Source organism: Azospirillum brasilense (genome assembly GCF_022023855.1).
GTDB lineage: Bacteria > Pseudomonadota > Alphaproteobacteria > Azospirillales > Azospirillaceae > Azospirillum > Azospirillum brasilense_F.
The window spans coordinates 828,442-842,722 of sequence record NZ_CP059451.1; the positions used below are offsets into that span (position 1 = coordinate 828,442).

Sequence of the window (14,281 nt, forward strand, 5' to 3'; positions counted from 1 at the left end):
GCGATGGCATGGAGTGTAGACGTTTCATCGTGGCTGGGAGCTTGCCGACCGACCCGATCAGAATTCGGGTTTGAAAACCATCAACCCGACGATTGCCACCATCGCCGCGAAGGCGGGCCAACCGAGCGCGAACCAAATGCGGAAAAAGCGGTGATACAGCGGCGGCAGGTCGGTCCCGGCGGCAACGGCGTCCTCGGCCATGCGCCGCATGCGGAGTTGTAGCCAAACCACCGGCAGCCAGCACGCGCCGGCGACAGCGTAGAGCACCAGTGTGAGCACGATCCAACCGGAGGTGAGCGGCCATCCCTGCTCCAGCACGAGCCATAGGCCGCTGATCGGCTGGATCACCACAGCGGGCGTGGTGAACAGCCAGTCGGCCAGCACGACGTTGCGGTTGGCGACCGCAATGGCGCGCACATCCTTCGACAGGTTGCTCGCCATGCCGTGGAAGGCCGTCCCCAGGCCCGTGCCGAACAGAAGGATGGCCGAGAGGATGTGGATGAATTTGAGCGCGGTCGCGTCCATGTCAGGATTCCATGGCCATCATCGCCAGCGTCGCCGCAGCGATGGGCAGGTTCTTGAGAAGCGGAGCGAAGGGGTGCGTCCAGTGTTCCGCTGGCAGGCCGGCGGCGAGCAGCGAGAACGCTGCCACGCTGGCGAGCATGGCGCCACCCACCGCCACGGGACGCCATCCGACCAGCAGGAGAAACCCGAGGGTCAGGTCAAGCCCGGCGCCACCGAACAGCGCCAGAGTGGCCAACGGGCCGTCCAACCCCACTGAGCCCAGCAGACGATAAGAGTCGGCCAACGGATACAGACCGAACGACAGCAGGCCCGTGACGATCCATAGCAGTGCAAGGCTCCAGCGCAGGATCGGCCGCACAAAGAACAGGCGCGCGTGCAGGCGATCCGCGTCCGACACTGAATGTCGGGCCAGAGCCTGCGGCAAGGCTTGCGGCGCCCGCCCGAGAATGTCGGCGAACGGCGCAGAGCTGGCGGTGTTGTCCGCCTTCAGCATGGCGAGGGTTTCTCGATTGACCGGCCCGCCCTTCAACCGCTCACCCAGGATGGAGACGACGCCGAGAAGTGATGCGGGGACCGCCAGAAAGCGCCGCGACGGCAGGTCCAGCCACGCCCGCAGGGCCGTGGTGAGTGTGTCCGTGCTCATCGGTTCGGTCCCGACCACGTCGATGCGGCGGGGCAGCGGTCCCACCCATGAGACCAGCCGCACCACCAGCGTGGCCAAGTCGTCCACATGCACGGGCTGGACCGTCCAGGTGCCGGGGCCGATGCGTATGGGAAGCGGCAAGGCCGCCAGAGCCGAGAACAGAGCCGTGCTGGCACCGCCACGGCCGATGACTACCGAGGGCCGCAGAACGCACCAGTCCAGACCGGTGCTGGTGGCCAGCACAGTCTCGGCGTGCCCCTTCGTGCGCTGGTAGGCGGTCTGTCCGTCCGGCGCGGCCCCCAGGGCCGACAGGTGGATCAGCCTGGGCACAGCGGCCGTGCAGCATGCGTGGATCAGCCGCTCCGTCCCTTCGGCGTGCACCGCAGCCATGCTGTTGGCGCCACGGCTGCGCACCAGCCCGGCGGCGTTGACCACCAAGCCGTGACCGGCAAGCTTGGCGGCAAGGTCGGCCTCGTTGTCGCGGATCAGATCGATGCCGTCACGGCCAACGGCAGTGACGCGGTGACCGGCGGTGGTGAGCGCCGCAGCCAGATGCCGGCCGATGAAGCCGCGGCCGCCGATGATCAGGACCGATGTCACGACTGCGTCTCCCCGTGATGACCGGCCGGGGGGGCCTGCAACATGCGGGCTATCGGACGCCACACCGCCCGTCCCATCACCAGCAGTGCAACGACGATGCCGGCCAGGGCATAGAAGACGGTCCGCTGTAGGACCGGACCGCTTCCCTCAGCGACCGCCGCATGATCGAAGAGACCGGGGGTCGAAACCACCAGCAACGGCGTCGCCACGGTCAGCGCACAGGCGTAGACCGTCCAGAACTGCGCCCGCTCTCGTCCCCCGCAGAGGTCCGTCAGCACGGTCAGAAGCGGACGGACAATCACGGCGCAGGCCACGACGGCGAGGAGAAGCGCCACCCCCCATACTGAAAACAGTGTTTCCAATGACATGACTGACCTCCAGGTTCATTCGATTCTGGACCTGGAATGGCAAAGGTCGTGCCACACCGCACGACCTTGTTTTCCGCGGCTGGATGGGCGTCGGGTGTTAACCGCGGTTGCGCTTTGCGTTAGGTTGCCTGTTAACGTTGGATACACCGGCGTGTGGGTTCAGAGGTGGTTGCGGTGGATGCATCGACAGCACTGATGGCGGCCATGGGCCTTTGCGCATTGGCAGGTGCCGGCTTGGCCATCCTCCTCTGGCGTCATGGAGGCGGGATCGCAGGAACGAGGCCGCTGGCAGCCTTCCTTCTATTGGTTGGTGGCTGGTCGGTTGGGCTGCTGATACCTGGACGGCTCGGCGCTGTGCTGATGGCTCTGGCGCCGCTGGGCGGTGCGCTGTTCGTCCATTTTTCCGCCCTCATGGCGGGATGGGGTAGGTCGGTGGTTCGCTGGGCCTACGGGGTGGGGGCGGTCGCCGCGCTCGCCGCGATTGTCGGCGGAACCGGGAGCTTCGTTCCGTGGCCGGGTACTGGCACGCTGTTCCGATACGAAGGGGCCGGGTTGGCGGCGAGTGCAACCACCGCCGTCCTCGCGGTCGCCGGACACCTGCTGCTGCTGCGCGCGTGGCGCACGGCCAGCGGGGTACGCCGACATCAGGTGGGGCTGGTGCTGCTGTCTTCCGGCCTCGGCCTGCTGTCGGTCAGCGGACTGGCGTTTCCAGTGCTAGGCATCGACACCTACCCGTGGCCGTTGCTGGTGCTTCCTCTTTACCTCGCCGTGCTGGCCTATGGCGTGCTGCGCTATCGGCTGATGGCGGTAAACCGCTGGGCGGTCCGGGCAGTGTGCTGGGGGCTACTGATCGCACTGGCCGCCCTAGTCTCCGCTCTAACCGCCGGTTTCGCCGCAGAGCGGGTCGGCGCGCCTTTCATCTGGACCGCGGTGGCGCTGCTGAGTGGTCTGGGCCTCGCCGGTCCGGTCCGCCGGCTGGCGGACCGCATCGTGTATCCCGGTGGCGATGTGACCGCTGCTGATCTCGCTCGGTGGCGTCAGGAACTGGGGGAGGCGACCGACGAAACTGCGCTGACGACGACGGCGGCACGGCTGCTGCACCAACGCGTCGCTTTGACCGGCGATGCCGCCGTTGCCGAGTTCGACCCTGGCGAACAGGATTTGAGCGATCTTGTCCATGCTCCACCGGGGCCGCGCCGGGTGGCCGAGGTTCTGGCTGAACTGGTCGCGCAGGCCCGTGCCGATCTCATCAAGCGGCGGGCTTTTGTCGAACGCCAGCGTCTGGCAGAGCTGGGCGCTTTGGCTGCCACTGTCGCGCATGACCTGCGCAATCCCATGAACGTGATCGCCATGGCGGTCGCCGATGCCACGCCGGAGACGCGCGGCGAGGTCAGTATCCAGCTCGGCCGCATGGACGCCTTGGTCCGCGACCTGCTCGACTACGCCAAGCCATGGCGGGTGGACCCGGCGGAGACTGTCCTTGTGGACGCGCTCCCCCAGATCGATGGCTCGGTGACCACCGACATCCCCCCAGGGCTTTCGCTGCGCGCTGACAACGCGCGCCTGAGGCAGGCTCTGGTGAACCTGCTGGATAACGCCAGGGCTGCCGGTGACCGCATCCTGGTGGCAGCCGAGCGCCATCCCGATGGTGTGGTCATCGACATCTGCGACGACGGTCCCGGCATACCGGCGGACATCCGCACCTCGCTGTTCCAGCCCTTCGTTTCGCGCAGCCAGGATGGAACCGGTCTCGGGCTCGCCATCGTCGCCAAGGTGATGGCGGCGCACGGCGGTTCTGTGTCTCTGGCCGAACGGCCGGGATGGTCCACCTGCTTCCGCTTGAGATTCCCGGTATGAGCAAAATTCTCCTTGTCGATGATGAGCCCGCCTTCCTCCGCCTTGCCGCGGCGTGGCTTGAGAAGCAGGGCCATACGGTGGCCACCGCCGCCGACGGAGCCCAGGCTCGCGATCTCTTCCAGCAGGAACGCCCGGATCTGGTGCTGCTGGATCTCGTCATGCCGCCCGAACGCACGCCAGAGGCAGGACTGGCTCTGGTCCCCATCTTCGCAACGGTGCCGGTGGTGGTGTTGACCGCGCATGCAGAGCACGAACTGGCCCTGCGGGCAGTGGCGGCAGGAGCCTGGGACTTCCTGGCCAAACCGGTGGAACCGGACCTTCTGCGCTTCGTCGTCAGCCGGGCTCTGGCCAAGCGCGCGTTGGAGCAGAAGGTGGCAACTCTGCGTGCAACCCGCGTACCGGACGATGGCATCATCGGCGCCAGCCCTGCGATCCAGCGCCTGAAGGACATGATCCGCCGCATCGGGCCGGCGGAGGTGCCGGTGATGGTGCTGGGTCCCAGTGGCAGTGGTAAGGAACTGGTGGCACGCGCTCTCCACACCGCAGGTCCACGCCACGCCGGCCCCTTCGTCGCCGTCCACTGCGGCGCCATTCCGGCGGAACTGCTGGAAAGCGAGTTGTTCGGGCATCTGAAGGGTAGTTTCACCGGCGCTCATCAGGATCGCCAGGGGCTGGTCGCGGCCGCGCACGGCGGCACCCTGTTCCTTGATGAGGTCGGGGAGATGCCGCCGGCCATGCAGGTCAAGCTGCTGCGCTTCCTGCAGGAGGGGACCTACACGCCGGTCGGTGGGCGGCAGGTTCTGACGGCCAACGTCCGCGTGGTTTCAGCGACCCACCGTGACCTGGAGACGATGGTGGCACAGGGGGCCTTCCGCGAAGACTTCTACTACCGACTCAAGGGCTTGATCCTACGGACGCCGGCCCTGGCGGAACGCCGGGAGGACGTCGCGCTTCTGGCGACCCGGTTCCTCGTAGACGCCTCCAGGCATTGTCCCCTTCGCCTGACGCCTGACGCGTTGGCATGGCTGGCCGCCCAGGATTGGCCGGGCAATGTCCGCGAACTCCGGGCGGTGGTGACATCCGGCGCCGCTCTGGCCGAAGGAAACGCCGTCACACCCGCAGACCTCGCCTTCGCCCGCAGCGGCGATCCCGCCGCACTTGCCCCAATTCCTCCGGCCACCCTGGCCGAAGCGGTAGCGGAATTGGAGCACCGGATGATCACCGCCACTTTGGCGGCCACTGGCAACAACCATAGCGCCGCCGCCCGCAAGCTCGGCCTGTCGCGGGTGGGACTGCTGAAGATGATGACTCGGCTGGGCCTGCGGCGGTCCAACTTATGAAAACCCGATGCCTGTGTGAACTTTACGCAGCTTTGGTTGCCGTCCCCCGTGAAGCTGCAACTCGAAACCGAACTGCGGCTTTCCAACGAGCATCTGAACTCTGCGCGGACCGGACGGGACGAGGCCCGAACCGCGCTGGTGCGGGTCCAGCACGAGGTGGAGAACCTGATGGCAACGAACCAGCGGCTGGCCGAAGAGGCCGCGGTCGCTGAAGCGGCAGCCCGCGGGGCGCCGGTCGGCGCGAAGCCCACAGCGCGGCAGGTGCCCGGAGAGCGGCCATCGGAAAGTTGAACGAGCCGGCCGCTCAGTGCCCCGTACAGCCATCTTGCAAGGCGGGAAAGCGCAGTGTCGATTGGAGCCTAGCCTGGACGCGGAACAGGAAAACGGAGCATTGCCTGAATCCCACCTTCCGGCCGGGACTGTATGTCCAGCTTGCCTCGAAGCTGCAACGCCAGCTGCTGCACGATCTGACGCCCGAGACCTGTCCCTTTCGGCTGGTTCGAGGTGAACCCGACGCCGTTGTCGCTGACGCACAGAACGTACTCGTCTGCCTCCTGCCGAAACGAGAGATCAACCCAGCCTGCCTGCGCATCGGGGAAGGCGTACTTGACCGCGTTGGTAACGAGTTCGTTGGCAATGGTGCCGACGGCGACAGCCGTGTTCATGTCCAAGTCCACGCTGTCCGAGCGGGCGCTCAGGGCAATCGGTCGGACGCCCACCATGCCCAGCTGGAGGTCCTCCACCAAGCTCTCCAGAAACTCCTTTACGTTCACGATGCTGGCCCCATCGACCCGGCGCAGGCGGCCATAGATGCGCGCCAACACATTGATGCGCTCAATGGTCCCTTGCATCATCGCTTGAGCGTTTTCCGGCCGCATGGCCGCCAAGGTCAGCTGGGCGGAGATCAACTGGAGATCGTTGCGGATGCGGTGATGGATCTCCTGCAGCATGAGATCCTTTTCCCGATCTGACGCGGCCAGCTTTTCCCAGGACTGGCACAGCTCCTCGAGTGTCGTGCGCAGCATTTCCGTGATCGCGGCGATACCAAGCCCCAGGCCGACATAGATCATGAAGGCCAACTGGTCGCCGTGATCGGCGATCCAGAGATTACCCCGCGGTTCCATGAACAACCACGCCGCGAAGCCACCCGATAGGAGAACGGCGATAAAACCAGACGCGCGGTCGAACAGCAGTGAGACCAGGAAAATTGCAGGGATGTATAAAAGGAAGGGGTATTTGCTTAGGATGGGCTCAAGGACGTAACGTAACAGCGTCGTGATACCGATGATCACGGCTGTAACCCCATATCGCACCCAGATCGATTGTGGGGCCTTGGGGAGGAACTGAAGAAGCAGGTTTTCCATACCTTAATCCGATCAAGCCGGCAGACCGGTATGGACAACACCTGAGGGCCGTCTTCGGTCACAGAACGGATTGTCTGGAAAGCTGCGGGACTGAGGCGCCCTCCGCGTTCACGGTCCGCTCTCACGAACCGGACGATCTGGTCACTCCCTATCGTGACCCCGCCAAGGTTCAGCTAATCCCGTGCCCTGGAAGGCAGATGGCGCAACGCCAAACGCGGCTGCTCTTTAAAACAATTCCAATGAGGAAGTAACTCATGACCACCACGCCCTCCGGCGCGGCGATCCCGCGCGAGACCCACCCCGACGCCCTGGCGCTGGTCCGCCACTTCGAAGGCCTGTACCTCGAAGCCTACCTGTGCCCCGCAGGCGTCCCGACCATCGGCTATGGCCACACCGCCGGGGTCAGGATGGGGCAGACCATCAACGGCCTCCAGGCGGAGGTCTACCTGCGCGCCGATATGGCCAATGCCGCTGCAGCGGTGGACCGGCTGGTCACGGTGCCGCTGACCGATCAGCAGCGCGGCGCCTTGCCCTCCTTCGTGTTCAACCTGGGGGCCGGCGCCCTGCAGACCTCGACACTGCTGCGCCTGCTGAACCAGCGCGACTATGTCGGGGCTGGGGCCGAGTTCCCGAAGTGGGTCTACGCCACCGTCAACGGCGTCAAGAAGCAGCTCGACGGGCTGAAGAAGCGCCGGGCGCCAGAGAGGGCGATGTTCGAGGCGGGCTGATCTTTGGGCGCCAGCCCCTCACCAACGCCAGGAAATGCGAGACACCGTCTGGCGCCATGAGGTGCCTCCGGCTCAAAGCAGGTGAGGGGCTTCACCCCGTTCGGGTCGGTTTGGACGCACTGGTCCAGCGTGGGTGATCACGTCACTGACTGCTTGGTTGTCCACTGCACCTCAATGACTACAATGGCATACTCTCGCCCGATCCTTGTGGCGACATAGTATCAAAGGCGCATTAGTCGATAACACAATTTTAGCAACTCCGTGCAATAAGTTCGGAGTCCTTTTAATGGCCTTAAGGGCAACTCCCGTCATGCGCAAACTCTTCAAGCTCGCTGCCGGCCTCACGATCGCCGGGGTAGCCGGCTACATCATCCTTGCGGAAGGTGTAGCGGTCGTCAGCGCCGATGCGGTCGTCAATGCGCGGGTCGCCGTAGTGCGTGCACCTATCGATGGTCTGCTTTCGCTGCAACCGCGCGCCATTGGCGAACGGGTTCAGCGAGGACAGACTCTCGGCAACCTGACGGATGTCCGCGCCGACGACGCCCGCCTGTTCGATTTGGAGCGCGTGGCCGGTGCGCTCGATACCGACATCGGGCGCATCCAGGCGCAGATTTCCAGCATGACGGCGAGCGCGGCCACGCTGCGTGAACGCACCGAAGCGTACCGCGATGGGCGCATCCGTCAGCTGAAGGCCCGGATCGACGAACAACAGGCCTTGCTGTCCAGCGCCAAGGCGCAGTCGACCGAATCCACCGCCGCCCTGAAGCGTGCGGAGGAATTGAGGGTCAACGGGGTCCAGTCGGTGGCGATGCTGGACAAGGCCCAGGCCGCGCATGAGGTGAACAGCCTGAACATTCGCGCGGCAACGGCCCGCCTGGACGTTCTGCGCACCGAACTGGAAGCGGCCTCCAACGGCACCTTCCTCGGCGACTCCTACAACGACACCCCCTATTCCAGCCAGCGGTCCCAGGAATTGGATCTGCGTCTTGGCGAACTGTCTGCCGAGTTGCAGGAGCGCACCCAGCGCCTGGCGAAGATCCGGGAGCAGATCGCGCTCGAACGCCAGCGGGTGGCCAAGCTCCGCGACGCCTTCCTGACCTCTCCGGTGGACGGGCTGGTGTGGGAAGCGCCCCTGGGCAATGACGAGTACGCGCGCAAAGGACAGGACCTGCTGCGTCTGCTCGACTGCTCCACGGTCATCGTCACGGCCAGCGTCGCGGAAAGCGACTACAACCGTCTCAAAGTCGGCGATCCGGCGCAATTTCGGCTGTCCGGCACCAACCGGGTCTTCAATGGCCAGGTGTTGCGCCTAGCCGGCTCCGGCGCCGCGACCGTCTACAACAACCTCGCCATCGCGCCGGGCGCGGACCATCTGAAGCGCTTCGACGTGGCCTTGGCGATCCCGGATCTGCTGAAGGACGCGGAAGCCGGCTGCGCCGTCGGCCGGACGGGCAAGGTCGTTTTCTCCGGTACGCCGCGCGACCTTTTGCGCACCGTCGGTTCCTGGCTGGGGCTCGCCTGATGGTTCTTTCGCCTTTCGAGGCCAGTTTCGCGCCGTCCCTTTTGGTCTGCGGCGCGGCGCTTGCGATCCTGCCCTTCTGCCGGCCAGACAACAGCCGGGTGCGGGTCGTGCTGTTTACCCTTTGCATCGTGCTGGGGTGGCGCTACATCGCTTGGCGCTTCGCCGAGTCGATTCCGCCCTTGGCGTTCAACGCCGAGGCAATCGGCGCCTGGGCGTTCGCCCTGCTGGAAGCGGCGACCACGGTCAGCTCGACGTTGGCCTTCGCGCTGATGTCCCGTGTCAAGAACCGCAGCGGCGAGGCCGACCAGCATGCCGGCTGGTGGCGGCCGACAGCCCCTCCGCAGCTGGACGTGCTGATTACCACCTACAACGAAGAAGAGGCGATCCTGGCCCGCACCATCGGCGGCGCCCTGGGCATCGATCATCCAAACCTGCGGGTGTGGGTCCTGGACGACGGCAAACGAGACTGGCTGCAGGATCTCTGCGCGCGCAAGGGCTGCCATTATCTGCAGCGGCCGGACAACAGCCACGCCAAGGCGGGCAACATCAACCACGCGCTGAAGCATCTGGCGACGCTGTCCCGGCAACCCGACTTCGTCGTCGTTCTCGACGCCGACTTCGTGCCGCATTCCAACTTCGTCACCCGTGCCCTGGCGCTGTTCCACGACCCGTCGGTCGGTCTGGTGCAGACGCCGCAGCATTTCTTCAATCCCGATCCGATCCAGTCGAACCTGCGGATCGGACGCGCCTACCCGGACGAGCAGCGCTTCTTCTTCGACCATCTGCTGGCCTCCCGCGACGCCTGGGGCATCGCCTTCTGCTGCGGCACCTCGTCCATGATGCGCTGGGAAGGGCTGCAGGCCATCGGCGGCTTCCCGACTGACAGCGTGACGGAAGATTTCCTCGTCACCATCCGCCTGAAGGAGCGCGGCTGGCGCACCGTGTACCTCAACGAGCGGCTGAGCGACGGGCTGGCGCCGGAAGGGTTGAAGGAATACGTCACCCAGCGCGGCCGCTGGTGCCTGGGCATGATCCAGATCTTCCGAGGCCCGTCCGGCCCTTTCTCGAAGAATCCCCTCAGCCTGATCGACCGGGTGGGCCTGATCGACTCCTTCCTCTACTGGGGGGTCACCTTCCCGTTCCGCTTTGCCTGCCTCTTCGCGCCGATCCTGTACTGGTGGTTCGGCATCAGCATCGTGAACGCCACCGCACCGGACGTCATCACGTATTTCGTGCCCTATTTCCTGGCCGCGATGATCGCCCTCAACTGGACCACCCGAGGCCAGATCATCCCGCTGCTGCATGACGTCAGCCAGATGCTGACGATGTTCGAGATCATCCAGGCGGTGGCGGTGGGTCTCGTCAAGCCGAAGGGGCACAAGTTCAAGGTCACAGCCAAGGGCGGGCAACGCGACCGGGTGACCGTCCAATGGGGCATGATGCGCCGGTTCGGGCTTCTGGCTGCCGCGACCGCGGGGGGCATGATCTACGCCGGTCTGGCCGACTACGCCCCCCAGGGCGGCGCCGGCGACGGCAAGGTCATCGTCCTGTTCTGGAGCTTCTACAATCTGGCGGCCCTGGCCCTGGCGATGGCGGTCTGCATCGAGTTGCCCCGCTACCGGCAGGATGAGCGCTTCTGGACCGACGAGCAGGCCGACATCGAACTGGTTGGCCGGGAGACCACCGGGCGGACGCGCCGCATGCGAGTGCTGGACATTTCGCTCGGCGGGCTGCGGATGTGGGGGATGGTCGATGCGGTGCCGGGGGCTCCGGTTCTCGTTCACATCGAGGGGGTTGGGCCGGTTCAGGCCGTGCTGGTGGGACAGGCGGACGGCGCTTTCACCCTGCGCTTCATCGAAGATGCACAGGTCCGCGACCGCCTGATCCGCAAGCTCTATTCCGGACGCTACAGCGGCGGCGCCCGGTCGATCAGCCTGGAAAAAATCCTCACGGGGCTGCGGGCTCGCGCGACGCGCTGACCGGTTCCGCATTTGCGGGGGTGGACGGTGCGTCCGGCCTCCGGGCAGCGAGCGTCAGTTCAAGCGCCATGGAGAGCTGGACGAGGCTGGTCGACAGGCTCGTCGCCTCCGCAAAGGCCCGGGTGGGGGGGACCGGTGTCGCGAGGTCGCCATGACTGAGGCGCCGGGCGGCCTCGGCCAGCACCTCCAACGGGCGTGACAGGCGCCCCACCCACACCCAGCCGGCCACAAGAGCGAGGATAGCCATGACAAAGCTCGCGAACAGGATGCGGTGCTGGAGTGCGGAGACGTCGGCAAGAGCGGCAGCGGCGTCGTGGCGGACCAGAACCACCCAGCCGAGGCCGCGGTATTCGCCCTCGCCGCGGGTCGGAGCCACGGCGGTGAAGTAGCTCTTTCCGTCAGGCCAGACGTCCTGGACGGTCTTCGTGACTCCCTGCACGCCGGCGCGCACGCTGGCGAGGTCGAGCTTCTGGCCTTGCAGGTTTTTTGGCCCCATCAGAACGACGCCCTCGCGGCTCAGCACGAAGGCATCCACGTCCGGCTTGTCGTCACCGCCGCGTTGCAGAACGGATTCGGCGACCTCGTTGGCCCAGGCCCAACTGAGATGGGCGCCCAGAACGCCGAGCGGAACGCCATCCTTGCGGGTCAACGGCATGGCGATATCGACGAAGCGCAAGGGCTCGCCATTGGGAGCCGGCGGCAGCTTCTGAGCCAGCAGAAGCGCTTCGTGCAGATCGCCGGCGAAGGGCGCCTGCGTGCCGGCACGGAACCAGGGCCGGGCCGACACGTCGACGCCCTCGAGCAGCCGTTGCGAGCTCACCACCACCTGCCCACCGGTTTCCGCAGCGCCGATCCAGGCATAGATGGGGACGTTCCGTTTCAGCGTGTCGAGCTGATCACGCAGATCATCTGTCCGCTCCAGAGAGCCCTGTGCATTGATCATCGACGCGACCAGCGTCATGTCGCGCCAGCGTTCGTGCATGCCCAGATCGAGCATGCCGGCAATCCGGGCGCTGACGTCCAGCAGGTGCTTATCCGCTTCCGTACGGACACGTTCCCCGACGGAGGCGCTCGCGTAGAGACCTACAACGGCGCTGGGAACAATGCACAGTCCAACAAGGCCCAAACGGAGAATGGTGCCAAGGGAATTCAGACGCTTCGTCATACCTGGGCCTCTTATCGGCATGATTTACCGTTGGAGATCATTGCAGGTAGATATATAGATAACGTTAATTGTAAAATCCTTATTTATGATTTCTTTCCGGATCCCCCATGACCGAGTTCCTCAGCCCGAAGCTGGTCCACCGCCAGTACGGTGACCTAACTCTTCACGAGTACTGGTGCCCCGGCTGCAACGCCATGCACCAGATCACCGTGGGCATCAAATGCTAACAATTGGATTACCAATATTTTCTGAAATTCTCAGGATCACCAAGAGTTACAGATATTGCGTTGGCGCATTTCATATATGCAAAGGTAATATAAATTTCCATAGGTCCGGATGAATAGTACTCGTTCATGATATTGGTTTCAGGAACAAATCCTGGTCCTGCGTGAAAGTGAATTGCAGGCGCTGGCATGGGTGGTTTGCTTGGGGTGTATAATGACCTGATGTCAGGGGATGTAATACATAATTGATCCTTATTATTTAAGATTAGCCTCATTGTACTATACTGAAAGTTCTCGTTGATATAAATGCTAGCATCGCCGTCGATAGCGTCGTTCTGGTTTCTCTCTGCCTTCTGCCACCTGTACGACTCGATCATGGCATTAGGTTTTGTATCCATAGAGAATTTTACATCGCTGTTAAAAACGTTTCGAATGAATCTTGCGTCTCTCCACGCTGCTGGCTGCTCGAAAGCTCTCAGCCTTTCTAATAGATTTATAGAAGAACTGGCTGTGGGGTTAGGCTTTTGGACATTTAACATTCCGCTCGATCCTGAGCAGCCACTCACGATAATGATAGAAAACAGTGATATTACTAATTTTTTTGTCGTGCGCATAAAAACATGCCCTTGGATGCGGTGCGTCACTGCATTTCGGACTTTTCGCCGCAAAAACTCAATGACGTATCGACTTCTGCGGCGACAGTTCGCACGCGCTCGCCGGCCAGATGGTGAACCTGCCGGACATCTCGGCAAATGAGCTGGATTGAGGGCGTGACCGCCGGGTATGTACGTCACCCCCTACGTTCGGTCGAGCCATCCGAAGATGGGCCGACGCCGGCCCGCGTTGTCCGGTCCACACAGCGGTCACTGTCCGCGACGTATGCGTGCTGAGCCGAGGCTCCTCCCGCCACCCAACGTCCGAAACGTCTTCGCAGACTGACCGGAGCCTACAGCACCGAGGTTTCACTCACCAGCCGCCCGGCGGCTTTTCCTTTACCAGAGTTCCCCATGTGCGACTTGCAGGACAACGCCCAACGCCCAACGCCCAACGCCCAACGCCCCAGGCATCACCTTGCCGGCCGAGACGACGCCTTCGCTACGAACAGCCTGCAATCTTTCTGCTGTGCATGAGTTGTTATCTGGATAGAAATGGCGGTCATATACTCGTTGATGCGGGTGACTGATGCGCGAATCCCCTCATGTTCTTCTGGCCGAGGACGAGGATCTGGTTGCCATGGTGGTGGCCGATTTTCTTGAGTCCGAGGGGTTTCGGGTCACCGTCACGCACAACGGACTAGCGGCCATCGAGGCTGACGCCATCGATCCGGCTGACCTCCTGCTCACCGACATGCGCATGCCGGTGATGGGCGGTGAGGCGCTGATCCGGCTCATCCGGCAGCGGCGCCCCGATTTGCCGGTTGTCGTCTCGACCGGATTCAGCGAGCACATTCCTGTCGAGGAGCCGGGACGGCTGGTGGTCCTGCGCAAGCCTTATTCCTTGTCCGCGCTGGTCCCGGTGATCACCGCCCTGCTGTCCAGACGGACGGGGCTGACCTCCTGAGTGAGGGGGATTGGCACCAGCGGACGAGCTGGACTGAGGCGACCAGCAGAACAACCGCCCATCGCAGTTTCCAGGTGTTGCAGATCCGCACTGCAAGTGCGGTTTCCGAAAACCGCGTCTCAGGTCAAGCGGAGTGCCGGATCTGCGAACTTGCGCAAATCCGCAAGCTGGGCGCTCGAATCCGTAAGGCCGACGGCCGGCAGCTCCATCACCTCAACCCTTTTCCCATCGTCGGTCTGCCGATCTGGCACAGGCGTCCTGCGCTTCAAGCCGGGCCTGAACGGCTCGTGCGACCAACTGCCGGCTCTGCTCCTGCACCGACCGCGCCCGCTCGAAGGCATCATCCCGAAGACGGAGGAGATGCTGAGATCGGTCCGCGGAAATGCGTGTTTCCATAGAGACTTAA

12 protein-coding genes are annotated in these 14,281 nt (G+C 64.1%); 7 read left to right on the top strand and 5 right to left on the bottom strand.

Going from position 1 to position 14,281, the window contains the following annotated elements; translation table 11 throughout:
* Nucleotides 1–57 precede the first annotated feature (57 nt).
* From H1Q64_RS26480 to H1Q64_RS26490, 3 genes are read right to left on the bottom strand one after another with little or no spacing between them, the layout of a single operon-like run.
* Nucleotides 58–525, bottom strand: coding sequence for a DUF2269 family protein (locus H1Q64_RS26480; protein ID WP_237906821.1), 468 nt, complete (start codon nucleotides 523–525; stop codon nucleotides 58–60).
* A gap of 1 nt (nucleotide 526) precedes the next feature.
* Nucleotides 527–1,768, bottom strand: a complete 1,242-nt coding sequence (locus tag H1Q64_RS26485; protein WP_237906822.1) for an SDR family oxidoreductase — start codon at nucleotides 1,766–1,768, stop codon at nucleotides 527–529.
* The gene (locus H1Q64_RS26490; protein WP_237906823.1) at nucleotides 1,765–2,136 is read right to left on the bottom strand and encodes a hypothetical protein; all 372 of its coding nucleotides are present in this window, start codon (nucleotides 2,134–2,136) and stop codon (nucleotides 1,765–1,767) included. Before H1Q64_RS26490 ends, H1Q64_RS26485 begins: the two co-directional genes overlap by 4 nt.
* A 195-nt stretch (nucleotides 2,137–2,331) precedes the next feature.
* Between H1Q64_RS26490 and H1Q64_RS26495 the strand changes: the two genes are divergently transcribed.
* Genes H1Q64_RS26495 through H1Q64_RS26505 form a run of 3 tightly spaced genes read left to right on the top strand, consistent with a single transcriptional unit; the run spans nucleotide 2,332 to nucleotide 5,624 of the window.
* The gene (locus H1Q64_RS26495) at nucleotides 2,332–3,993 is read left to right on the top strand and encodes a sensor histidine kinase (RefSeq protein WP_237906824.1); all 1,662 of its coding nucleotides are present in this window, start codon (nucleotides 2,332–2,334) and stop codon (nucleotides 3,991–3,993) included.
* On the top strand, nucleotides 3,990–5,333 hold the full coding sequence (locus tag H1Q64_RS26500; RefSeq protein ID WP_237906825.1) for a sigma-54-dependent transcriptional regulator: 1,344 nt from the start codon (nucleotides 3,990–3,992) through the stop codon (nucleotides 5,331–5,333). The genes H1Q64_RS26495 and H1Q64_RS26500 overlap by 4 nt, the downstream gene beginning before the upstream one ends.
* Nucleotides 5,334–5,381: 48 nt before the next feature.
* The gene (locus H1Q64_RS26505; protein WP_237906826.1) at nucleotides 5,382–5,624 is read left to right on the top strand and encodes a hypothetical protein; all 243 of its coding nucleotides are present in this window, start codon (nucleotides 5,382–5,384) and stop codon (nucleotides 5,622–5,624) included.
* A 68-nt stretch (nucleotides 5,625–5,692) separates the two neighbouring features.
* Here the strand turns inward: H1Q64_RS26505 and H1Q64_RS26510 are convergent, their stop codons facing one another.
* Nucleotides 5,693–6,697: a sensor histidine kinase gene (locus H1Q64_RS26510; RefSeq protein WP_237906827.1), complete on the bottom strand. Its 1,005-nt coding sequence runs from the start codon at nucleotides 6,695–6,697 to the stop codon at nucleotides 5,693–5,695.
* 254 nt (nucleotides 6,698–6,951) lie between these two features.
* Here H1Q64_RS26510 and H1Q64_RS26515 point away from each other — a divergent pair, with 254 nt between their 5' ends.
* From H1Q64_RS26515 to H1Q64_RS26525, 3 genes are all read left to right on the top strand, one after another.
* Nucleotides 6,952–7,425: a lysozyme gene (locus H1Q64_RS26515; protein ID WP_237906828.1), complete on the top strand. Its 474-nt coding sequence runs from the start codon at nucleotides 6,952–6,954 to the stop codon at nucleotides 7,423–7,425.
* Between the two features lie 310 nt (nucleotides 7,426–7,735).
* On the top strand, nucleotides 7,736–8,947 hold the full coding sequence (locus H1Q64_RS26520) for an HlyD family secretion protein (RefSeq protein WP_237906829.1): 1,212 nt from the start codon (nucleotides 7,736–7,738) through the stop codon (nucleotides 8,945–8,947).
* Nucleotides 8,947–10,926, top strand: a complete 1,980-nt coding sequence (locus H1Q64_RS26525; RefSeq protein WP_237906830.1) for a glycosyltransferase — start codon at nucleotides 8,947–8,949, stop codon at nucleotides 10,924–10,926. The genes H1Q64_RS26520 and H1Q64_RS26525 overlap by 1 nt, the downstream gene beginning before the upstream one ends.
* Here the strand turns inward: H1Q64_RS26525 and H1Q64_RS26530 are convergent.
* Nucleotides 10,895–12,091 carry a cache domain-containing protein gene (locus H1Q64_RS26530; protein WP_237906831.1) on the bottom strand — a complete coding sequence of 399 codons (1,197 nt, stop codon included), beginning with the start codon at nucleotides 12,089–12,091 and terminating at the stop codon, nucleotides 10,895–10,897. The two genes, H1Q64_RS26525 and H1Q64_RS26530, sit on opposite strands and share 32 nt — an antisense overlap.
* A 1,406-nt stretch (nucleotides 12,092–13,497) precedes the next feature.
* Here H1Q64_RS26530 and H1Q64_RS26535 point away from each other — a divergent pair.
* A complete protein-coding gene (locus H1Q64_RS26535) occupies nucleotides 13,498–13,875 on the top strand; it encodes a response regulator (protein ID WP_237906832.1) in 378 nt (125 codons plus the stop codon).
* The last annotated feature ends 406 nt before the right edge of the window (nucleotides 13,876–14,281 follow it).

Excerpts from the sequence above, each read along its gene's own strand:
- H1Q64_RS26480 (WP_237906821.1), bottom strand. The coding sequence starts at position 525 with ATGGACGCGACCGCGCTCAAATTCATCCACATCCTCTCGGCCATCCTT.
- H1Q64_RS26490 (WP_237906823.1), bottom strand. The coding sequence starts at position 2,136 with ATGTCATTGGAAACACTGTTTTCAGTATGGGGGGTGGCGCTTCTCCTC.
- H1Q64_RS26495 (WP_237906824.1), top strand. The coding sequence starts at position 2,332 with ATGGCGGCCATGGGCCTTTGCGCATTGGCAGGTGCCGGCTTGGCCATC.
- H1Q64_RS26500 (WP_237906825.1), top strand. The coding sequence starts at position 3,990 with ATGAGCAAAATTCTCCTTGTCGATGATGAGCCCGCCTTCCTCCGCCTT.
- H1Q64_RS26510 (WP_237906827.1), bottom strand. The coding sequence starts at position 6,697 with ATGGAAAACCTGCTTCTTCAGTTCCTCCCCAAGGCCCCACAATCGATC.
- H1Q64_RS26515 (WP_237906828.1), top strand. The coding sequence starts at position 6,952 with ATGACCACCACGCCCTCCGGCGCGGCGATCCCGCGCGAGACCCACCCC.
- H1Q64_RS26520 (WP_237906829.1), top strand. The coding sequence starts at position 7,736 with ATGCGCAAACTCTTCAAGCTCGCTGCCGGCCTCACGATCGCCGGGGTA.
- H1Q64_RS26525 (WP_237906830.1), top strand. The coding sequence starts at position 8,947 with ATGGTTCTTTCGCCTTTCGAGGCCAGTTTCGCGCCGTCCCTTTTGGTC.
- H1Q64_RS26530 (WP_237906831.1), bottom strand. The coding sequence starts at position 12,091 with ATGACGAAGCGTCTGAATTCCCTTGGCACCATTCTCCGTTTGGGCCTT.
- H1Q64_RS26535 (WP_237906832.1), top strand. The coding sequence starts at position 13,498 with ATGCGCGAATCCCCTCATGTTCTTCTGGCCGAGGACGAGGATCTGGTT.